This window comes from Alteromonas sp. KS69 (assembly GCF_003989595.1).
GTDB lineage: Bacteria > Pseudomonadota > Gammaproteobacteria > Enterobacterales > Alteromonadaceae > Alteromonas > Alteromonas naphthalenivorans.
The window spans coordinates 16,429-37,415 of the sequence record NZ_PYHU01000049.1 but is presented as its reverse complement, the minus strand read 5'-3'; the positions used below and the strand labels follow the sequence as shown (position 1 = coordinate 37,415).

Here is a 20,987-nt window from a genome sequence, read left to right as displayed (position 1 = left end):
CTAGTTTAGTGCTATATACCAGAACTTGCTCTTATTCTGACCGTTTTAGCTTCCTACTTTAAGCTGGCAGCGTTCTTGTTAGTTTAGAAGTTTAGTGGAAGTGGACAGCTGCACACGTTAAACGGTGCTTCGAACATTTTTTATTCTTTTCATTTGAATGAGCAAGCTACCGCGAGTGAGTACGCTGGCCCCATTAAGAAGAATAAGGGGCCAAGCGATGGCAATAGGCATCGTAAATGCGAACGCGAGTGTAGTGACATCTTTAATTAGAATACTGCGAAATAAGGTTGGCGACAGCGCGCCGATAACCCGACTGCGTCTTAACACCATTATTTGGTGTAGTGTGCCCTGCACAAGTAGCACTGTTACTACCAACATTAAGCTGTTAGCCCCGAGTTTGGCCAGATTGGGGTAAGGACGAAAGCCTATAGAACAGAGCCCTATCACCAAAGCAACGGCACACAAACTGACTATAAAACCAGTTGAGATTGACCGCCTGTCTCGCCAAACCTGATAAAGGATTGCCAATATCAGAAGAAGCGCACCAAAGCGAGTCCACACGAGATAATGACTAAGCGGCTCTATCGCAATACCGAAAATAAAATTGGCATAAAACGCAAAAAAGCTTGAGGCAAACTGGTTTACCGACAAGCTTTGGGTAGCTCTCTGATGACTTTTGCGAAGCGCCTCTATATTAGCGATTTGCTTTGCTAACCCGTACCACGTCAGCAAAAAAGCGACTGCGCTCACGGTACCTAAAATATGGTACAACAAAAGAGACTCCTCAGCCGCTTATAGAGAACTACTCCACAGTAACCGACTTCGCCAAGTTACGAGGTTGGTCAACATCAGTACCTTTAATTAAGGCTACGTAGTACGACAATAATTGTAGCGGCAAGGTATAGATGATAGGGGCAATAGGCGCTTCACAGTGTGGCACGTTGATTACACGCATGGTGTCATCACCTTTGAACGCGGCGTCTTTATCAGCGAACACATACATGATGCCACCACGAGCGCGTACTTCTTCCACATTCGATTTAAGCTTTTCTAGCAATTCGTTATTAGGCGCAACCACAATAACCGGCATTTCATCATCGATAAGTGCCAATGGCCCATGCTTTAATTCACCTGAAGCATAGGCTTCTGCGTGAATATACGAAATCTCTTTTAGCTTAAGCGCGCCTTCCATGGCAATAGGGTATTGATCGCCACGGCCTAAGAATAAGCTGTGTTGTTTATCGGCAAATTCTTCGGCTAAATCTTCAATACCTTGGGTAATGGTAAGGGTTTCTTCTAATTTAGCTGGCAAGCTTTGAAGTGCACTAATAATATCTTGCTTGTCACTTTCAGCCATACCGTTTTTCTCACCTAACGCTAGGGTTAGCATTAAGAATGCAGTTAACTGGGTAGTGAAGGCTTTGGTTGATGCCACACCAATTTCGGCGCCTGCACGGGTCATAAAGGCTAAATCTGATTCGCGCACTAGCGATGAGCCTGGTACGTTACAAATAGCTAAACTTGCGCTATACCCAATTTCTTTGGCTAAACGTAGTGCCGCTAAAGTATCGGCTGTTTCGCCCGACTGTGAAATAGTAATAAGCAGGCTATTTGGGTGTACTACCGATTTGCGGTAACGAAACTCAGAGGCAATTTCGATATTACACGACACATTGGCGTATTGTTCTAACCAGTAGCGGGCGGTCATACCGGAATGATAGCTGGTACCACAGGCTACAATTTGCACATGTTTAATTTTACTAAAAATATCATCGGCACCGTTTCCAAACACATCTGCCGCTAATCCATTTTCGGTTAGTCTGTCTTTTAGTGTGTTACGCACCACTACTGGCTGCTCGTGAATTTCTTTGAGCATATAGTGGCGATAGGCGCCTTTGTCGCCGGCGTCGTGTTCAACGTTCGACTCTATAATTTCACGTTCAACGGCATTACCGTCTTTGTCATAAATAGCAATGGTGCGGCGAGTAATATCGGCAACATCGCCCTCTTCTAAAAAGATAAAACGGCGTGTAACGGGTAACAGTGCCATTTGATCAGACGCAACAAAGTTTTCGCCTAGCCCTAAACCAATTACTAGCGGGCTACCAGAGCGCGCTACGACCATACGGCCTGCATCTTCTTTATCGATAACTACAGTGCCGTACGCGCCATGGAAGGTTTTTACTGAACTCTGTACTGCTGCCAATAGGTCTTTGCCAACATCTAGCGCTTCGTGAACGGTATGTGCAATAGTTTCGGTATCAGTGTCGCTGCTAAACACATAGCCTTTTGCTGAAAGCTGTTCGCGTAGCGTTTGGTAGTTTTCAATAATACCGTTGTGCACTACTGCAACGCGGTCGCTAGAGAAATGAGGGTGGGCATTGGCTACAGTAACACCGCCATGGGTAGCCCAGCGAGTATGTGCAATACCGGTAGTCCCTAACGCTTCATCGTTAGCAATAATATCGACGAGCTCTTGTACCTTGCCGGTACTTCTTATGCGATTTAGTGTGCCGTCTTGCTGCAACAAGGCCACGCCTGAAGAGTCGTAACCACGATATTCAAGTCGCTTTAAGCCTTCTAATAGAATTTCAACAACGTTACGCTCGCCAACAGCACCGACAATTCCACACATAATTACTCTCCGTTTTGCGCAGCGACCAGCACCGTTACGCCTTGTTGTTCAATTAGATTTATATCTTTGTCGCTAATGCCATTATCAGTCACCAGCGTAGAAATATTTTCCCAGCCCAATTCTAAATTGGGCATTTTGTTCGAAAGCTTATTTGACGTTGCCATTACAACAACCTCATGGGCAGCACGTGCCATGGCGCGAGTAAGCCCTGTTAATTCATTAAAGGTAGTCGTTCCGCGACTTACATCAATACCCGCCGCGCCAATAAACGCCATATCAAAACTATATGCCGAGACTAATTGTTCGGCCATTGCACCTTGGAATGAACGAGATGCCGAGTCCCAGGTACCACCTGTCATTAATATAGTGGGTTCGTTATTGCTTTTGGTCAGCTGACTCGCTGCATCTAAGGCATTGGTCATCACTACCAGATTGGGTATGTCACGAAGGCAAGGTAAAAGCGCTGCGATAGTACTGCCGCAATCTAATACTATTTTTGAGCCTTGTTGAATGCGACTAGCAGCAAGCTTACCTATATTCTGTTTTATCGATGAAGGTAAATTCACTACATTGGTTTCGCCTTGAGAAGCAGGCAATGGCGCGGCACCGCCAAATTGGCGAATAAGCTTTTTTTGGTCTGCCAAGGCGGCTAAATCTTTTCGGATGGTCACTTCAGATGTGCTGAACTGGGCCGCGAGGAATTCAACTTGCGCGTAGCCGTGAGTATTTACCCATTTAATAATGCCAGCGCGGCGCTGATCTACAGAACGACTCGTTTTCAAACTCAACCCCGATATGACGAAAAGCACAGTGCTTTTTCTACAGCATCCCTAAATCATAACTTTCAAAACGAAAGTTATGATTTACAAAGTGAAAGAAATGTAAGCTATTCGACTTTATTTCGCAAGTTTTTTGCACAACTTTTATAAAGAGGCGAACGAGGGTAGAAACAAGTGGGCACAAAAAAGGACAACCTTAGTTGTCCTTCCATTAAGTGGTAAAAAGCCCTAAAGCTATTGCATACTCGCTATTTTTTAGTCGGGCGGGGCCAGTTCGCGATATTACGCTGCTTGCCTCGTGCTACTGCTAATGCCGCACTCTCTACTTCGGTGGTAATGACTGAGCCAGCACCTACCGTGGCATTGTCACCAATCGTTACGGGAGCCACTAACGAAGAATTAGAGCCCACGAAGGCATTCTGACCTATAACGGTTTTAGATTTATTCACGCCGTCATAGTTACAAGTAATAGTGCCAGCACCAATATTGGCATTAGCGCCCACTTCCGCATCACCTAGGTAAGTAAGGTGATTAACCTTCGCACCTTCACCTAGCACGGTTTTCTTCATTTCCACGAAGTTACCCACTTTAGATTTTGCATGCATAACAGCGCCAGGGCGCAAGCGGCCAAATGGCCCTACCGTGCAGCTTTCACCTACGATGGCTTCTTCGATAATAGAATTTGCCTCAATGACTGCGTTGTCTGCAATTTCACAATTTTTCAAAACGCAGTTTGGCCCGATCGTCACGTTATTACCTAAAATAACGTTACCCTCTACCACCGCATTAATATCAATGGTCACGTCCTGCCCTGTGGTTAGCGTGCCTCTTAAATCAAAACGCAGAGGGTCGGCCAATGCCACGCCATTGGTCATTAATTCGTTCGCTTGGCGAAGTTGTAATGCGCGTTCTAGATGTGCTAATTGAATGCGGTTATTTACGCCTTCAACCTCAACCACTTCTTGGGGTTGTGCTGATTGAATACGCTTGCCTTCATTAGCTGCCATTTCAATGACATCAGTAAGGTAATATTCACCTTGTGCGTTGCTATTGCTTAACGCGCCCAACCAACGTTTTAAATCGCTTCCGGCCATCATCATCATGCCCGTATTGATTTCACAAATTTGCTTTTGCGCATCGGTGGCATCTTTGTGCTCAACAATGGCGGTAATGTTGTCGTCTTGACGAATAATTCGACCCATACCTGTTGGGTCGTCTAATTCAACGGTTAGCAGGGCTAGATCACACTCGGCTTTTACGGCTTTTAGTTGAGCCAAGGTTTCTTGACGTATAAGAGGGGCATCGCCAACTAGCACAAGCACATCTTCATCATCGTTAATGTGAGGCGCGGCTTGCTGCACCGCATGACCAGTGCCTAACTGCTCTTCTTGCAAACACCAGTTTAAGTTTTCGCCCGTTAGTGTAGCCTTTAGCTTGTCGCCTCCATGACCATAAACTAAATGGATACTATCAGCCTCTAAGGCTTGAACGGTGTTGATAATACGTTGCACCATGGGCACTCCGCCCACTTTGTGAAGTACTTTTGGTAACGAAGACTTCATGCGTGTGCCTTTACCCGCGGCTAAAACTACCACTGAAAATGCCATGCTATTCCTTTACGTAAATCTAGAAGACGAATTTTGCGCTTAGTGTATCTAAGCCGTGATTATATGTCAGCGATTGATTTTTTAAGGGTTATTCTTAAGTCTAGATCTACGTTGAACAACCTAGCAGTTCATTAAATCAACGGGTATACTTTACCTTTCAACTGAATTGGATAGTAGCAGCAAAGGAGCTTGCGTAGTCAGTGAATACTTTTCGAACACTTCACCGAAGTATATTGGTGCTGTTTGCGGTCGTGGTTTTAGCGATTGTTACCCTAGTACATTTTAGTATTTCTAAGATTGTAGCGGAACAAAGCAGAGCGCAGCAACAATCACTATCGCCAGCGGTGTCTCTTATTGTCGAGCAGTTATTAAAGCCACTTCATACGTCTGAAGCATTAGGGCATTCCACTGAATTAGTCACCCTAATGGAAGGTGATGAGGTTGACGAGGCCGCGATATTTAACACCCTAAACCGTCTTGAAAGAGAGTTTGGTTTATCCTTCTTTATTGCCAGCGAAAGCGCCAAACGACAATATAATTCCGATGGTACCACCATCGATTTAATTGAAGGCGAAGTCAGTTGGTATTTTAAGTACCGTGATGGACCTCAGGATGCAGTGGCAGATATTGGTAAATGGGAAGACACCCATTTTTATATCGACCTTAAGGTCTTTGATGACGATGGCCGGTTTCTGGGCTTCTTTGGCATAGGTAAAAGCTTGCGCAGCTTCATTAATGTCTTCGATTCTTACAAAGAGCAGTACGGCTACGACTTTCTTTTTGTCGATGAAAAGGGAGACATCATGCTGTCTTCCGATCCTTCTCTTGTAGCCTCGTACTCTGATTTCACCAACCTTTCAGAGCTACCTTGGTATGCCAGCCTTCCGATTACGGTGCAAGACGAGCAAGCCCTTAATAACAAGTTAGTGACTATCGATCAAAAAGACTTTTTGATTGCCGAAGTTAAATTAAACCAGTTCGGATGGACGGTATTTTTACTAAGTCCTTTAGAAGATAGGCAGACCGAAATATCGCAAGCCTTCATTTTCAGTGTAGTAACATTGTTAGTGGTTGTTTTCTCACTCTTTTTGCTTATTTATAACTTACTTTATTATTTCAGACGAGACATGCAGCCCGACTTAATTGTGCGCCATGCTAATCGTTTGCCCGACCGCACCAACCTAGAGCTTATCTATCAATCGCTGTTAAAAGAGCAGCGCTCTATTAGCGTGATTTTAATCAGCGTAGACGACTTTGGGCACATTATTGATGCCCATGGCCGAAATGCGGGCGATGATGTGTTAGATAAGGTTGTGGCGTATCTTTCTGACCACTTACGTGAGCAAGATGTGCTAGGTCGTTGGAGCAGTGAAGAGTTTATTGTGTTACTGCCTCAAACAGGCCCGCATGAAGCCTTCGATACTGCACAAAACTTGCGTCATGGCATTGCCACATTAACGCCGCTAAGTGAGTCGCCGCAACTTCAATTAACCGCCTCTCTGGGTGTATCGTTCACTGCTACCACTCGTAGCATGAATGAAGTTACCGCCCATGCAGAAGATGCGTTGTATCAGGCGAAAAGAGATGGTCACAATTTAGTGCGTATGCAGCTTATCGAATAGGTAAGCTGCTAAATTTTGGTTTGAAATTTAACGTACAAGTTTCAATATATAACGCTTAGCATCACCACATGTAATAGCTGCACTTAATTGTATTAAGCTGTATTTGGTATACTGAGGTGATGCTAACGCTCTTCTTAACTGGGCAAACAAATTGCCTATGCCGTTTTGGCTGCCCTGCTACGTTTTATTATGCCTATCACACCAGTGGTGAGTGCCACACCCGTTAATATCATTACCCCACCAATAATGGTTTGTAACGACAAGTGTTCTTGCAAAAATAATACCCCCCAAATAATGCCAAATAGCGGCACCATGTAAGCCACAGAAATCGCTTTTGCTGGGCCCACATTGGCAATCAATTTGAAATACAGAATGTAAGCAATAGCGGTACCTAGAATGGCCAGCGCTACAGCATTTAGCCATGCATTAGCACTTGGCATCGTAGCTGGTAATGTACTTAACGCGAACGGCGCTAACATAATAGATGCCATCGCTTGGCTTCCTGTCGCCACCACTAAAGGCCGCACGCCTTGCAACCATCGTTTCATCATGCTGGCCGCAATGCCGTAGCAGGTAGTAGCAAGTAAAGCGGTTAGAATAGGCACAAAGCTAATATCACCTTCCCCTAGCTTTTGCTGGCTAATGACCGTTACCCCTAAAAACCCGAGCGCTAAGCCTGCTATTGCAGTAGGAGTAAGTTTATCGCCCAGCCATAACCACGCTACCAGCGCGCCAAACATTGGCGCAGTAGCGTTTAAAATGGCATTAACCCCAGCTTCTAAATGCAAACTACTGTAGTTGAACAACACGAAGGGCACGGCCGTATTCGCTAGCCCTACCAGAGCAATGGGAAACCAATGCTTGAAAATTTGGCTCACGCCACCGGTCATCATCAAAATAGGCAGTAACACACTGGTAGCCAGTACGGTACGAATGGCAACCAATACATAAATACCAAACTCAGGCGCCGCCACACGCATAAAGATAAATGAACCGCCCCAAATAGACGCTAACAATAACAGTGCAGCAATATCTCTTAAGCCCATAATACGCCTTGCGCTCCTTCTAATTTTAATAAGTATTGCTTGCGTTCAAGCCCACCTGCGTACCCCGTTAGGGTTTTATTGCTTCCAATAACCCGGTGACAGGGTACCACTATCGCTATAGGGTTGCGCCCGTTGGCCATGCCCACGGCACGAACTGCTTTAGGATTATTTAGCTTATTGGCAATATCTGCATAACTGGCGGTTTCACCATAGGGTATATCACATAGCGCCTTCCATACCCCTTGCTGAAACGCAGTGCCTTTAGCATCAAAGGGTAAGTCGAATTGGGTGAGGCTTCCATTAAAATAATCTGCTAGCTGCACTTTGGCCGCTTCAGTGAAATCATTACTGGTAGTGCCACCGTCAACGTTACCATTAACGCTATCTACAAAGGCAATCGCACTAATTCCTTTGCTAGTCGCCGCTATTTCAATAAGCCCTTGTGGTGAATCAAGATAGCTTTTGCATACTGTCATGACTTTTTCCTACTGATAGATTTATACCCAACAACGCGTTAACTATTACTTAACTGCCACAACTGTAGTGTTAAGTAACTTTGCCATGGCGCCGCCTTTTGCGGCAACACCGGATATTTCTCGGCCATTTTTCTTACAATAAGGTCGCCAGCCAAGTACACATCAGGGTTACGTTCACCTCGCATCTTAAGGTAATCTAAGGTCCATTGACCAACCCCTTTGATTGACAATATTTCATCATGAGTAGGCTGGTTACCGTTACAACACAACGCCGCAAAATCACGAAGCGCAAGCTTACGGGCATTAGGCATGCGCAAAAAAGTTAACTCACTATTGGCAACCGCTTCGGGTTCAGGAAAACAATAATGTTGGTTTTGCTCGACGGGTTCACCGGTGACTACCGACCCTAAATGCTGTGCAAGCAGCCCAGCCTGATTAATCGCGGCTTTCACACTGACTTGCTGCCCAACAATCGCTCTGCACCCACTTTCAAATACAGTCCATGTACCAGGAAGCCGCAACCCTTTAGTAAGAAGGTTATCAGGCAAGCCCGCTGCTAATAGCGATTTTTCTATTAACTCTGGGGCTGCATGTAAATCGAGCAGCTGCTTGATTTGTTCAACCGTTTTATACACGTAAGCCAAATTTGGCAGACGCATTTTTACATCGAAGCCATTTGCGCTCTCGTTAAAAGTTGCGCTAATAAACCCCAATTCACCCTTTACGCTGATATAACGGCAGTAAGTATCTTCAGACACCTTTTCTACGCCACGAATAGCGCGCAAAGCGAGAAATTCACGTACTTGCTGCCAGTGATAAGGTGGCCTGAAGTGCAACCTAAGAGATATTTCAGGCAAAGCAGTATGGCGTTTGCTTCGTAATTCGGTAGGCGTTTTTTTGCAATAGGTTTGCACTGCTCGCTGAAGCTGCCTTGTAGAAGCATATCCGGCGCTAAACGCGATGTCAGTAAGCTTCATGGTGGATTGCTGTAGTAGCTGCTTAGCAAACAGCACCCTTTGTAAATCTTGATATTGTTTGGGCGACAACCCCGTATGCGACACCATGAGTTTATTTAAGTAACGCTCACTAATACCCAACCGGCTTGAAATGGTGGAGATAGACTGCACGGGTATATCACTTAATAGCGTTAGCGCTCTTGTTACCGTTGTGCCTACCCCTAACCACGCAAAAGAAGACGGTGCGCTGTCGGGCCTGCATCGTAAACAGGGACGAAAGCCATCGCTCATGGCTTTAGCAGCGTGGTTATAGTAAGCCACGTTCTTTTCATCTGGCAATTTCGCAGGGCAAATTGGCCGACAGAAAATGCCCGTGGTTTTCACCGCCACAAAGAAACGGCCATCAAAGCGGGCATCTCTACTTACCCTAGCTTTAGCGTAAGTATCGTGATGCTCATTGTCTACATGCGCTGAATCTTTTATGTCAGTGTTCATACTATGGCTCGGGTTAATGTGCGGGTTTAAACAGTTACTGCGCTATTAAGATTGAATTGTATCCTGTTCCCCTTACAAGGGTGCGACAAAATCGGAACTGACAGTAAAATTTCAGTAGAGTTGATAATCGCCACTAGCAACCGCATAATGGCGTAAGAATAATAGTGCCCGCCACCTTTGGGGTGCGCCCTTACTGAGCCCAATTCATGTTGCAAACCACGCGCAATTTAGTAACGCGCCTGATTAGAATTAGCCTATTCTTTTTCACGCTTCTCGTGACACTTCCCGCTTTAAGCGCCGATTGGCTTTCTGATTATGCCAACTATGTGCAGCGCGAGGCCGCAAAATATAATGTGCCCGGCTATACCTTTGTTTATTACGAGCAAGGCAAGGCGCCACAAGTGTATGTTTATGGCAGAACGCATAAAGGTGGAAAGCGCATTACTGAAGACACGGTCTTTCGCCTAGCTTCGGTATCAAAAACTTTCACTGCACTACTCTCTGCCAAACTTGTTGAGCAACAACGCTTACGTTGGGATACCCCCATTTCCACCCTATTGCCTGATATTCCTTTCAATGTGGACGGTATGGAAACATTGCAGCTTCAGCATATTGTGGGGCAATCGAGTGGCTTTATGCCCAATGCCTACGACAACTTAATTGAAGCTGATTATTCTCTGCAGCGGGTGTTAACCTCATTGAGTAAACTCGAGCCCTTGTGCGTGCCCGGCGAATGCTACACCTATCAAAATGCACTTTTTGGTGCGCTTGAATATTACCTTACCAACAACTATTCGTCTTATTCTCGGGAAATTCAAACTCAGTTGTTTACGCCACTGGGCATGGATACCGCTAGCGTAGGAAAAGGCGGATTGCTTGCTTCTGCGTCTTGGGCTCGCCCACATATTGCTATTGCCAGAGACCGATGGCGTGAAGGTGCAGTTGAAAGTAACTACTACCGTTTTTCACCCGCTGCAGGTGTAAACGCAAGCATTACTGATATGACCATTTACTTGCAAGCGTTGCTGGGCGAATTCCCTACAGTGATCTCACCTGACATGATTGAGGAAGTTACCACACCACGGGTTAAAACCCAGCGCGAAACTAGGCGCAGAGGTTGGCGAAAAATGCTAAAAGACGCCCATTACGGACTAGGCTGGCGAGTTTATGATTTTGACGGCAAGCGCATTAACTACCATGGAGGCTGGGTAAAAGGGTATCGTGCTGATGTGGCGTTTGCGCCCGATTATAAAACCGGATATGTGATGCTGATGAATGCCGAATCGAATATGATCAATTCCACAACGGCTGAGTTTTGGAAGCGTTATTTTAAACACGCTGAGGCTAAGGAATAGGCTGGCACTTAAAACCCGTTTTCTATTACGAATACGAATTTTAAGCGCCACCGTGTGTTTGTTCTTACGTTAACCCGCCAAAATTACGGCTTTAAGTAGGTATAACCGCTTAAGCAATTTTCGTAAAAATCGGTCCAGCGAACACCTTCTTTCGGGTTAATTTTCCCACCTGACACTTGTCTGTCGATAAGACGTTTCACATCAGATGCCATAGCCCGCGGGTTGTATTGCATAATGTTGAGAACATCTTCAACTGAAGAGCCTTTCACCACTTCTTCAATGTAAAAATCTTCTGGATCGTCATCGTAGCTAAAGATGTGAACTTCGTTCAAGCGACCAAACAAGTTGTGCATGTCACCCATTACATCTTGATATGCGCCAGTTAAGAACAAGCCAATATAATAAGGCTCATCTTTCTTAAGCGGGTGCATCGGCAATACATCAGTAATTTCACGGCCTATCGAAAACTGATCAATTTTGCCGTCACTGTCACAGGTAATATCAACCAATGAGCAGTTCACCGTAGGCTTTTCGTTCATGCGCGTAAGCGGCACTACGGGAAGCAGTTGGTCGATGGCCCATGTATCCGCAGCCGACTGAAATACCGAGAAGTTACACAAGTATTGCGAAGACAAGCTGTAATCTAACTCTTGCAGTTCTTCAGGTACGTATTCTTCTTTGCGATACCATACTTGCAAACGCGCCATGATATCCCAGTAAAGGGTTTCAATTTTCGCCAATTCTTCCAACGACAATACGCGTAATTTAAAGGCACCGAGTGCTTGTTCTTTATATTGCGACGCATCGTTATACACTTCGTGCATATTGGTTTGATTCTCGAAATCGTCTGACAACTCACGCATATTTTTCAAAAATACGTGTTCGTTCTCATTTTCAGACGTGTCGATTTGTGCCGCATTCGACTTAATTTCGCCTACTATCTCTGTTACTACACAACTGTGGTGTGCAGTGATAGCTCGGCCACTTTCACTCACTAAATTTGGATGCGGTACGCCTTCTAGGTCGCACATCTCTTTCATGCCGTAAACCACATCGGCAACGTATTCTTGCATGCTGTAGTTACGAGAAGACTCGTTAGTAGAGTTACTACCATCGTAATCAATACCTAATCCGCCACCTACATCAACATAATCTAGTGGGAAGCCCATCTTGTGCAAATCGGCATAAATACGCGCGCCTTCGGTCATAGCCTCTTTTACTGCACGAATATCGGTAAGCTGACTACCAATGTGGAAATGCAATAATTTAAGGCAATGCGACATACCTTGTTCTTCAAGATAACGGGCAGTTTTAATAATTTCGGTAATGGTAAGGCCAAACTTAGCGCGTTCGCCACCAGAGCTTTCCCATTTACCACGGCCTTTCACCGTCATTTTAGCGCGTACGCCGATAATAGGGTCTATGTTCAGTTCTTTAGACACTTTTACTAACAGCAGTAGTTCACTGTACTTTTCAACCACAACGACTATTTTGCGACCAAGCTTTCTACCTAATAATGCTAGGCGCATAAACTCGTCGTCTTTATAACCGTTTAGGATGGTCAAAGAATCTTCGTTGGTGTTCATGGCAAGTACGGTAAGCAGCTCGGCTTTGGAGCCAGCCTCTAAACCATAGTTAAAAGGTGCGCCCGCCTCTACAATTTCTTCTACCACTTCACGCATCTGGTTTACTTTTACCGGATACACGCCTTGGTAAAGTCCTTTATACTCAGCTTCTTCAATAGAGCTGCGAAAGGCTTTGTTCAGACTAGCGACCTGAGAACGTAAGATGTCGTGAAAACGAACCACTACAGGGAATTGAACCCCTTCTTTTCGAATCTCTTCAACAACCGATTTAAAATCGATGCGAATACTGGGATCATCAGGAACTGGAGTCACATGCACGTTACCATTTTCACCAACTTGAAAATAGCCGCCACCCCATTGAGACACGCCATAGACGCGCTCTGCTTCTTCAATGCTCCAATCTGACAATGTAGTCACCTTTTAAAAACTATGCTGAACGCTGCTGTTCAGAAATTAATGCGAAATAGGGCGGTATTATAGACAACGTATAGTGTGGCGCTACGTAAAATATCGATTGTCTCGACTAATTTTGTTTATCGACAGACTTGCTCATCAAGATCATGGCGTGTAGCCCACTCAATGATGTGCGCTTTTGCTTCATCATCAAATATAGGGTCTATAGTTTTAAGGAACGCGCCCGTGTTCTTGGTACGCATTAATTTGAAATTTTGCTCACTAAAGAACTTAGCGGCGATATGTTCGGCATTTGTTGTCTCGTCCTCAAACCATACTTCGCTTCTTTGATTGCGCCTATCGAGTTGAATAGGGGCTTTCATTCGAGCAAAAGCCACAGAGTCTGGCACTTCCCATGTACGCATATCTACTATGATATCAAAGGCTCGACCTCTTCTAGCGTTGAGCGTATCGCCTAGTGCTGCTAGATACTGAATATTAGTGCTCATATTCCAGCGCCCGCGCAGTGTTACCAAAATAAGATCTTGAAACACTTCAATGTGATAATGCTGTTTTGACATCTGACTAACTGCAATCCCTTTAAAAAACTCGACAAAAGTAGCATGTGCAATGGTAAAGGTGATTATTGTCGTTGTACAAGAAATGTCTCATCTTTTTAGCAGAAAAAAATGGTGCAGGCTGATAGATGAATTTAATAGGAAATAATAAAAACACAAAGAAACAAAAACTTAGGTATAAGAACTATCACTGGGATAGAAACAGTAGCAGGCAGTTTTATACCTGCCACTGATATTTTATACCTTAATCGTCACCAAACTCTCTCACGATGCTGTTAATGGTTTCTTTTGCATCGCCCAATACCATACGGGTATTGTCTTTAAAGAAGAGCGGGTTATCTACCCCTGCAAAACCAGCATTAGCAGAGCGCTTAAGCACAAATACGGTTTTAGCGCGATACGCTTCAATAACCGGCATACCGTAAATTGGGCTACCTTTCATTTCTTTTGCGGCAGGGTTCACCACATCGTTAGCCCCAATAACAATCACCACGTCGTAGTTTTCCATACGCGGGTTAACATCATCCATTTCATACAGTTGGTCGTATGGAACATCGGCTTCTGCTAGCAGTACATTCATATGGCCCGGCATACGCCCCGCTACCGCGTGAATGGCATAGTCTACCGTGCATCCGTTCTCTTCCAATAGTGACTGCATTTCGCGTACTGCGTGCTGCGCTTGTGCTACTGCCATACCATAACCAGGTACTACCAATACCGACTGCGCCGCTTCTAATACATAAAATGCATCTTGGGCAGACAAAATCTTAATTTCGCCCTCAATTTTTTCACCCGCTTCCACCGGCTTCGAAAACCCAGACAACAACACATTCATTAGTGAACGGTTCATCGCCTTACACATAATGTTAGTGAGAATAAGACCTGAAGCACCTACCAGTAGGCCAGTAACAATCAAAATAGTGTTGCCGGTTGCTAAACCTGCCGCCGTAGCCGCTACCCCTGAATAACTATTCAACAAGGCAATAACCACTGGCATATCGGCGCCACCAATTGAGATGGTTGCCCACAGGCCGAAGCTTAGCGCCAGTGCAATCGCGCAGTACAGCCATAGAGTATTTTGAGGTTCAGTGGTAAATAAGTACCCTACCACCAGCATCGCAATTAGATGCAGTACGCTAAGCTCGCGAAGACCAGTAAAAATCACGGCTTTAGATGACATTTTGCCTGACAACTTACCCCAAGCTACCACGGAGCCAGAGAAAGTTACGCCCCCCACTAAAATCGTGAAGAACAAGGTAATGTACGTAAATGCAGTAGCAGTTTGAAGTGCCACCATGCTCATGCCAGACAATGTAGCCCAACCCAGCAATAATGAGGCTGCTCCACCAAATCCGTTAAACAACGAGACCATTTCTGGCATGGCTGTCATTTCCACCGATTTGGCTTTCCACGCCCCAAAGGCACCACCAATAACAACACCTAAAATAATCCATTGGTACGTGATTATTTGTTGGTCGAGCAAAGTCACTACAACGGCAATCAACATACCTACAGCAGAGACAAAGTTACCTCGCTTTGCTGTATCTGGATGGCTAAGCAATTTTAGCCCTAAAATAAATAACGCTGCGGCTACAACGTACGCAAGATTGATTATGGTTTCGATATCATTCACTTGCATACTCCTTATTTTTTATCTTTCTTTTTGAACATACTTAGCATGCGATCGGTTACTAGGTAACCACCCACAACGTTAATGCTGGCAAGCGCTACCGCCGCCGTTCCTAATACCGTGGTCAACACATTGTTGTCGCCACCAGACGCTGCCAATGCGCCCACTAACGTAATACCTGAAATAGCATTAGAGCCTGACATTAATGGCGTGTGTAAAGTTGCAGGTACTTTGCGAATTAACTCAAACCCAAGAAAACCAGCAAGCAGCACAATAAACAGTAAATAGATAATCTCCATGATTACGCTCCTTTGTAGGCGTTGGTTAACATGTCGTTGGTAATTGCGCCGTTATGAGCAATAACACAGCCACTTAAAATATCGTCTTCTAGATTTAAACCAAACGCGTTGGTTTCGGTGTCGTAGAATTCATCGACCAAGTTATAAATATTATTCGCGTACATATCAGTGGCTGCGCGGGCAACCGCTTGGCTCCAGTTACCTGTGCCTATCACTGTTACACCATGAACCTGCGCAACTTCACCGGCCACAGAACCTTCAACGTTACCGCCAGATTGGGCTGCCATATCGACCACCACGCTACCAGGCTTCATTAGTGCCAAAGTCTCTTTGCTAATTAGCACTGGCGGTTTGCGACCAAACAGCTGTGCCGTGGTAATAACAATGTCTGAATCAGCAATAGCATCACGCTGTGCGTCTTGCTGCTTCGCTTTTTGTTCATCGGTAAGCTCTTTGGCGTAGCCATCTTTAGTTTGACCCGTTTCGCCAATATCGATTTTAAGAAACTTACCGCCTAGAGATTCCACTTGCTCAGCAACAACGGGGCGAGTGTCGTAGGCAAGTACGTTCGCCCCTAATCGTTTCGCCGTTGCAATAGCTTGCAAGCCAGCCACGCCAGCACCAATAATGAACACTTTGGCGGGCTTTATTGTTCCCGACGGTGTCATCATCATAGGTAATATAGAAGGTAAGTAGTTCGCGGCTTGCATTACCATTACATAACCGGCAAGGCTCGCTTGTGAACTTAGCGCATCCATTTTTTGGGCTCGAGATGAGCGAGGGATCATTTCAACTGAAATAGCCGTTAAGCCTTTGTTTGCTATTGACTCAACCAGCGGTTGCTCAAAGAAAGGGTCAAGATGGCCAACCACAATGGCCCCTTTTTTCATCACCGACAGTTGGGATTCAGCCGGTTTATTTACGCTTACAAGCATATCGGCTGTTGATAATGCACTATTCACATCATCAATAACAATTCCACCTACATCTACATATTCTTTATCGGCATATCCCGATAACAAACCTGCCCCACTTTCTATATGAAGCTGTGCCCCTTTTTTCACCAAACGTTGCACACTTGATGGGGTTACTGCACAGCGCTTCTCCACATTGGATAGTGGCATCGGTATTTTCGATTCGTTTAATACTATGATTTTCACACGCTTCTCCTCACGTCCAGGCTCCACGAGAATGACATCCTTTATAGATGAACAAGCCATTTTATTCACTTATGCTTAACATGCCTTTTGGAAATCAAATCTATTTTCATTCCGAAGTTGCGCTAAAACACCTTTGTCCTGAGTACTAAAAATTGCGTCTAAAGTTGACTATTGTTATTACTCAGCAAGAGAACTTACGATATATACTTATACTCAACTAGTATTATTTAGCTACGACTCATAACTAGAATTCATATAGAGTTGGCATAGGAAAAAACAATAAATCACAACTCGGCCATTAATTTCATGAATGAGTCAGTATTTACGAGGAAGTTGGCTGGATTTAGTTACAAATAATTAAGGCATGCAGCATGATCAGAGTACACTTCACTGATGTATAAAGATGAAAATTAACGAGAGTATGGCTATGTTCGGTATTTTTAATTCTAACCCATCTAAAAAAATGCGTAAGCAATACAATATTTTGTTGGAGAAAGCCATGCAGGCTCAACGCAACGGTGACATGAAAACCTACGCAAAATTAACCGAAGAATCGGAAACCTTGTGGGGTGAAATTGAAGCCTTAGAGAAGCAGCCACAATAAAAATGAGTAAAGTATAGCGCGCACTTTCATACCAGTTACAATAGCGGCATTAGTTTTCGGTATTGCAGCGCCAATGATGCAATGCCTGATTGTTGCGGAATTGCGTTATGTATAAAAGTTTTTTGGTTTGTTTAGCTATTGTGGCGGGGCTTACCGTATATCAGCCTACGGCAACGGCGATGGATGCCGGACAATACTACTATTTCATTTCCGACAAGTGCATTCCTAAAGGTCCGCAGACCCCAGAAGAGCGTGGCGCTGTTACCCCTGACGTATTGTTGTTTGAAGTACTACCTGCTGGTATTAGTGACTACATGATTAACATGAATACTTCAGCGCTGAGCAACTACAATGAAGAGGGAGAAGACTATCTAACCAGCTTAGAAGAAGAGCAGGTGTACACCGCAGGTCAGGTAACGGCAAATGCGAATTATACCCAACACGATTTTATGCTGCAGCGCGAAGCCATTGGGCTAAAAGCATTAATTAACGTTCTTAATGCGTTTTCTCAGCATCAAGCTGATAAAGGCTATTTTTATAAAAAGCTGCTCTCAATCACCGACCCCAACACTCGATTTAAAGCCGTAACCCGCGTGCGCCTTACCGACGTAGCTCAAGAAAATAAAATGCAATTAACGGAGTACGCTTCACGCTACTACGTATTAGATAACCAAGGTACAGCATCAAGTACCCCATTTATTGAAGTAGATCATAGCAAAGCGTTACGTCAAGATATTCACAGCACTACCAGCCCGTACCGTATTTATACTAAGCATGGCGTTTGTGGCGAACGTTGGGTGCCCTAGCTATATTGATAGTAGTTGCATTGATAGTAGCTACAATAGCACTAGTTTCGATGACACTAGTTTCGATATAGGGTTTTTATTAGATGGTAGCCAAAGCGGGTTTTAACTGGGCCATGCACCTTTAATACTTCTTTTTTAAATACAACATCGTCGAACGCTTTTACCATCTGGCCGCGACGAAACTCACCTAAATCGCCGCCTTTTTTGCCGGAAGGGCAAGTAGAGTGGCGCTTAGCCAAGGTACTAAAATCTTTCCCTTTTTTAAGCTGCTCTAATATCGCAAAAGCTTCTTTTTCAGTTTTAACCAGAATATGTAGTGCAGATGCCGATGCCATTAGCCCGCCTGTTTGTAGTGATTGAATTGACGCAAGTATACCCTATTAAGTAAAACCCGTTGACGAATCAAAAAGGAAATCTTTGCATAACTAACTAAAATGAACAAAGTAAGTTAAGTATTCAAAAAGAGTAAAATAATGAAACTAAGTTTAATCATTCCGTTAATACCCACATGCGCATAACCATTTTTTTAACCGTTTTTTTCTGGCTATTTAGCACTACTACAGCTCAAGCGGATAAGTGTGGCAGTACTAGCTGCTTAATAACACAGGTGGTTCCCGATGGCATAGAAATAAGAATACGCCCTAGGTTGCCAACCACTCATGCCTGCTTTATTCGATGGGAAAATTACCACTACACTGAAATTCTAAGATTAGAATCTAAGCCTTACCTTTTAAAAGATAAGTTTGATTTGAGTGGCGTTAGATGGCGATGCGATGATGCGAACACCTGTCCAAACTGGATGAAAGATGCTGGTTTGTGTAAGAACTAGTAAGTCATTATGATAATTTAAGCAACCTACGACTATCTCAATAATATCCGTAGGTTTTGAACCCTCTAAAATATAAGCTTTACCTATTTATTCATTCGCTTAGCTCGTACCCATCGAAAAATTGTAAACACTACTGCTGCACATATTGCCCAAAATAGTATGTGGTAAAAATTGTGATGGGCGCCTTCCCCTAGAAACGTATCAGTATGCGCATTCGCAGTATTCGTAAAAAAGAAAAAAGCGCTCAGTAATATGTAATGTAATCTCATGATTTAATCCCTCAATATTAATGTTAAGTCTTACAAGCTCAGCATGCCTTCCTTTTCGATAAACGAAATTATGTCTGCAAGGCCCTGCTGAGTTTTCATGTTGCTAAATATAAACGGTTTGTCGCCACGCATTTTTTTAGTATCTGCATCCATTACCTCTAGCGATGCACCAACTAAGTCAGCTACGTCTATCTTATTGATGATTAATAAATCCGATTTTGTAATACCCGGCCCACCTTTTCGTGGAATTTTATCGCCCGCAGAAACATCAATAACATAAATGGTTAGGTCAGAAAGTTCTGGGCTGAAAGTAGCACTAAGGTTATCTCCACCGCTTTCTACCAATACAAAATCGAGATCATTATGACGTGCCTGTAACTCGTCTATAGCCGCTAGATTCATTGAGGCATCTTCGCGAATAGCCGTGTGTGGACAGCCACCCGTCTCAACCCCCATTATTCGATCGGCAGCCAATGCGTCATTTTTCGTTAAAAATTCGGCATCTTCTCTGGTGTAAATGTCATTCGTAACAACCGCCATGTTGTACTTGTCTCGTAACGAAAGGCAAAGCTGACGAAGAAGGGCTGTTTTACCTGAACCAACCGGTCCTCCCACACCTATACGCAAAACTTGTTTTTTCATAATTTGTGTATCTCTTCTGGTTTATCTTTTTAATTTAATTTCGTTTCGGTCTTACGACCTGAACAACCGCGAGTATTGACTTTCATGCCACGCACTGGCCATCGTTAAGTGGGGTAGGCTATTACCTATATCGTTGTCACTCACATCATTTGCTCGAGCAATTAGCGCTTCGCAATTATTGCTTAACCTAAACAGGAGGTTCTGTGCTTGAGTCTGCCCCAACGGCACTAGCTTAGTCGCGGCAGCTACTTGATTATCTATATAAGTCCAACAGTAGCCACTTTGGGCCAATAAAAGATCTAAGTTGAAAGTGAAAGCGCACAGCGAATATGCGCTTACGAAACTACAATCTAATCCTTCAAGAAGGCCAGAATAGGGAGTGATATTAAAATCATCTAGTTGATTCATTAGGCGCATTAACGCCTTCCCCATAGCTAAATCAGATAGCAATAACTCATGACTCTCTCTACACGCTACAATATGCTCATTCCAATAGATAAATGCCTTCGTATCACCTACATTAAGCGCCTTATACAAACGATTGATTATAGGAAGGTCGGTCTGAGCGATAGACTCTGCCAAATTCACTTCTATCCAGCTTTCAGTACTCGCGCTGTCGGTAAGCCAACCATTTTCAGTAGCGAACTCTAAGCCTTGTGAAAATGAAAATCCGCCCACCGGTAGATTAGCGCTGCATAACTGTAATAGTCGCTGAAGTTGTAATGGGCTAGTTTGAGGAGCCGGCTTCATTTAATGCTCATGAGAGTGACTATGACCATGATTGTGGCCTGATTTTCCATAAGCTCCACTCTCAGGCTCAAACACAGCAGGTGTTTTATTGATACTTAACCCGTAGTTTTCAACAAGCTCTTCTAAAACATGATCGGGCTTAAAGCGTACCCACCGCTCACCAATTTGTAATGATGTATGGCGATTGCCCAAGTGATAGCAAATTTTCGAGAAGCTCAGCCAATCATCTGCAATAGCTGTAGCCACATCTTCGGCTTTTCCTTTTACAACAATATATTTACCGCATTCAGTTTTCAGTATTTCTCCAACAAGAAGTGGATGTCCTCGCTCTAAAAATACGCCGATATCTATGCCCGTGTCTGTGGTACTTTTAATCCGCGCTTTCTTTCGGGTGTCATGATCAAGGGTAATAGAATCATCAATATTCTCATGAATATGCGATAGACGTGTGTAAGCTAGTAACATTTATT

General features: G+C 44.2%; 20 protein-coding genes. 4 read left to right on the top strand and 16 right to left on the bottom strand.

All coding sequences use genetic code 11. From position 1 onward, the window contains the following. Positions 1–117: 117 nt before the first annotated feature. The 4 genes from C7Y69_RS20445 to glmU form a co-directional block, all read right to left on the bottom strand. Entirely contained in the window at positions 118–774 is a 657-nt protein-coding gene (locus C7Y69_RS20445) for a hypothetical protein (RefSeq protein ID WP_126874002.1), read from the bottom strand. 28 nt (positions 775–802) lie between these two features. Further along, complete coding sequence (glmS, locus tag C7Y69_RS20440) at positions 803–2,635, bottom strand: glutamine--fructose-6-phosphate transaminase (isomerizing) (RefSeq protein ID WP_126874001.1); 1,833 nt, start codon at positions 2,633–2,635, stop codon at positions 803–805. 2 nt (positions 2,636–2,637) lie between these two features. Further along, positions 2,638–3,417: a DeoR/GlpR family DNA-binding transcription regulator gene (locus C7Y69_RS20435; protein WP_126874000.1), complete on the bottom strand. Its 780-nt coding sequence runs from the start codon at positions 3,415–3,417 to the stop codon at positions 2,638–2,640. A gap of 245 nt (positions 3,418–3,662) precedes the next feature. Beyond that, positions 3,663–5,021, bottom strand: a complete 1,359-nt coding sequence (gene glmU, locus C7Y69_RS20430) for a bifunctional UDP-N-acetylglucosamine diphosphorylase/glucosamine-1-phosphate N-acetyltransferase GlmU (protein ID WP_126873999.1) — start codon at positions 5,019–5,021, stop codon at positions 3,663–3,665. A gap of 200 nt (positions 5,022–5,221) precedes the next feature. Here glmU and C7Y69_RS20425 point away from each other — a divergent pair, with 200 nt between their 5' ends. Next, complete coding sequence (locus C7Y69_RS20425) at positions 5,222–6,643, top strand: diguanylate cyclase domain-containing protein (protein ID WP_126873998.1); 1,422 nt, start codon at positions 5,222–5,224, stop codon at positions 6,641–6,643. Positions 6,644–6,798: 155 nt separating this feature from the next. On the opposite strand, the gene C7Y69_RS20420 is transcribed toward C7Y69_RS20425, so the two are convergent. From C7Y69_RS20420 to C7Y69_RS20410, 3 genes are read right to left on the bottom strand one after another with little or no spacing between them, the layout of a single operon-like run. Continuing rightward, complete coding sequence (locus C7Y69_RS20420; RefSeq protein WP_013786511.1) at positions 6,799–7,689, bottom strand: DMT family transporter; 891 nt, start codon at positions 7,687–7,689, stop codon at positions 6,799–6,801. After that, the gene (locus C7Y69_RS20415; protein WP_126873997.1) at positions 7,680–8,165 is read right to left on the bottom strand and encodes a methylated-DNA--[protein]-cysteine S-methyltransferase; all 486 of its coding nucleotides are present in this window, start codon (positions 8,163–8,165) and stop codon (positions 7,680–7,682) included. Before C7Y69_RS20415 ends, C7Y69_RS20420 begins: the two co-directional genes overlap by 10 nt. 38 nt (positions 8,166–8,203) lie before the next feature. Next, positions 8,204–9,616, bottom strand: coding sequence for a DNA-3-methyladenine glycosylase 2 family protein (locus C7Y69_RS20410; protein ID WP_126873996.1), 1,413 nt, complete (start codon positions 9,614–9,616; stop codon positions 8,204–8,206). Positions 9,617–9,822: 206 nt separating this feature from the next. Between C7Y69_RS20410 and C7Y69_RS20405 the strand changes: the two genes are divergently transcribed. Beyond that, positions 9,823–10,971, top strand: coding sequence for a serine hydrolase domain-containing protein (locus C7Y69_RS20405; RefSeq protein WP_126873995.1), 1,149 nt, complete (start codon positions 9,823–9,825; stop codon positions 10,969–10,971). A gap of 83 nt (positions 10,972–11,054) precedes the next feature. Here C7Y69_RS20405 and speA read toward each other — a convergent pair whose 3' ends face one another. From speA to C7Y69_RS20380, 5 genes are all read right to left on the bottom strand, one after another. Next, complete coding sequence (speA, locus tag C7Y69_RS20400; RefSeq protein ID WP_013786515.1) at positions 11,055–12,965, bottom strand: biosynthetic arginine decarboxylase; 1,911 nt, start codon at positions 12,963–12,965, stop codon at positions 11,055–11,057. Between the two features lie 125 nt (positions 12,966–13,090). Continuing rightward, on the bottom strand, positions 13,091–13,531 hold the full coding sequence (locus C7Y69_RS20395) for an arginine decarboxylase (protein WP_126873994.1): 441 nt from the start codon (positions 13,529–13,531) through the stop codon (positions 13,091–13,093). A 241-nt stretch (positions 13,532–13,772) separates the two neighbouring features. Continuing rightward, the gene (locus C7Y69_RS20390) at positions 13,773–15,161 is read right to left on the bottom strand and encodes an NAD(P)(+) transhydrogenase (Re/Si-specific) subunit beta (RefSeq protein WP_013786517.1); all 1,389 of its coding nucleotides are present in this window, start codon (positions 15,159–15,161) and stop codon (positions 13,773–13,775) included. Between the two features lie 11 nt (positions 15,162–15,172). Beyond that, positions 15,173–15,457 (bottom strand): NAD(P) transhydrogenase subunit alpha, encoded by a 285-nt coding sequence (locus tag C7Y69_RS20385; RefSeq protein WP_013786518.1) that lies wholly within the window; start codon positions 15,455–15,457, stop codon positions 15,173–15,175. A 2-nt stretch (positions 15,458–15,459) separates the two neighbouring features. After that, the gene (locus tag C7Y69_RS20380) at positions 15,460–16,617 is read right to left on the bottom strand and encodes an NAD(P) transhydrogenase subunit alpha (protein ID WP_013786519.1); all 1,158 of its coding nucleotides are present in this window, start codon (positions 16,615–16,617) and stop codon (positions 15,460–15,462) included. Positions 16,618–17,020: 403 nt separating this feature from the next. Between C7Y69_RS20380 and C7Y69_RS20375 the strand changes: the two genes are divergently transcribed. After that, positions 17,021–17,221, top strand: a complete 201-nt coding sequence (locus C7Y69_RS20375; RefSeq protein ID WP_013786520.1) for a DUF6435 family protein — start codon at positions 17,021–17,023, stop codon at positions 17,219–17,221. Positions 17,222–17,328: 107 nt separating this feature from the next. After that, entirely contained in the window at positions 17,329–18,027 is a 699-nt protein-coding gene (locus tag C7Y69_RS20370; protein ID WP_013786521.1) for a hypothetical protein, read from the top strand. 56 nt (positions 18,028–18,083) lie between these two features. On the opposite strand, the gene ppiC is transcribed toward C7Y69_RS20370, so the two are convergent. The 4 genes from ppiC to ureE all read right to left on the bottom strand — a co-directional run bounded on the left by ppiC (position 18,084) and on the right by ureE (position 20,982). Next, the gene (ppiC, locus tag C7Y69_RS20365) at positions 18,084–18,362 is read right to left on the bottom strand and encodes a peptidylprolyl isomerase PpiC (RefSeq protein ID WP_013786522.1); all 279 of its coding nucleotides are present in this window, start codon (positions 18,360–18,362) and stop codon (positions 18,084–18,086) included. 793 nt (positions 18,363–19,155) lie between these two features. After that, positions 19,156–19,767 (bottom strand): urease accessory protein UreG, encoded by a 612-nt coding sequence (ureG, locus tag C7Y69_RS20355; protein WP_013786524.1) that lies wholly within the window; start codon positions 19,765–19,767, stop codon positions 19,156–19,158. A gap of 51 nt (positions 19,768–19,818) precedes the next feature. Next, complete coding sequence (locus C7Y69_RS20350; RefSeq protein ID WP_013786525.1) at positions 19,819–20,517, bottom strand: urease accessory protein UreF; 699 nt, start codon at positions 20,515–20,517, stop codon at positions 19,819–19,821. Further along, positions 20,518–20,982 carry an urease accessory protein UreE gene (gene ureE, locus C7Y69_RS20345; RefSeq protein ID WP_013786526.1) on the bottom strand — a complete coding sequence of 155 codons (465 nt, stop codon included), beginning with the start codon at positions 20,980–20,982 and terminating at the stop codon, positions 20,518–20,520. It lies immediately after the preceding gene. Positions 20,983–20,987: the final 5 nt, after the last annotated feature.

Coding starts and splice junctions, on each gene's coding strand:
- glmS (WP_126874001.1), bottom strand. CDS start 2,635: ATGTGTGGAATTGTCGGTGCTGTTGGCGAGCGTAACGTTGTTGAAATT.
- glmU (WP_126873999.1), bottom strand. CDS start 5,021: ATGGCATTTTCAGTGGTAGTTTTAGCCGCGGGTAAAGGCACACGCATG.
- C7Y69_RS20420 (WP_013786511.1), bottom strand. CDS start 7,689: ATGGGCTTAAGAGATATTGCTGCACTGTTATTGTTAGCGTCTATTTGG.
- C7Y69_RS20415 (WP_126873997.1), bottom strand. CDS start 8,165: ATGACAGTATGCAAAAGCTATCTTGATTCACCACAAGGGCTTATTGAA.
- C7Y69_RS20410 (WP_126873996.1), bottom strand. CDS start 9,616: ATGAACACTGACATAAAAGATTCAGCGCATGTAGACAATGAGCATCAC.
- C7Y69_RS20405 (WP_126873995.1), top strand. CDS start 9,823: ATGTTGCAAACCACGCGCAATTTAGTAACGCGCCTGATTAGAATTAGC.
- C7Y69_RS20395 (WP_126873994.1), bottom strand. CDS start 13,531: ATGTCAAAACAGCATTATCACATTGAAGTGTTTCAAGATCTTATTTTG.
- C7Y69_RS20385 (WP_013786518.1), bottom strand. CDS start 15,457: ATGGAGATTATCTATTTACTGTTTATTGTGCTGCTTGCTGGTTTTCTT.
- C7Y69_RS20375 (WP_013786520.1), top strand. CDS start 17,021: ATGAAAATTAACGAGAGTATGGCTATGTTCGGTATTTTTAATTCTAAC.
- C7Y69_RS20370 (WP_013786521.1), top strand. CDS start 17,329: ATGTATAAAAGTTTTTTGGTTTGTTTAGCTATTGTGGCGGGGCTTACC.
- ppiC (WP_013786522.1), bottom strand. CDS start 18,362: ATGGCATCGGCATCTGCACTACATATTCTGGTTAAAACTGAAAAAGAA.
- ureG (WP_013786524.1), bottom strand. CDS start 19,767: ATGAAAAAACAAGTTTTGCGTATAGGTGTGGGAGGACCGGTTGGTTCA.
- C7Y69_RS20350 (WP_013786525.1), bottom strand. CDS start 20,517: ATGAAGCCGGCTCCTCAAACTAGCCCATTACAACTTCAGCGACTATTA.
- ureE (WP_013786526.1), bottom strand. CDS start 20,982: ATGTTACTAGCTTACACACGTCTATCGCATATTCATGAGAATATTGAT.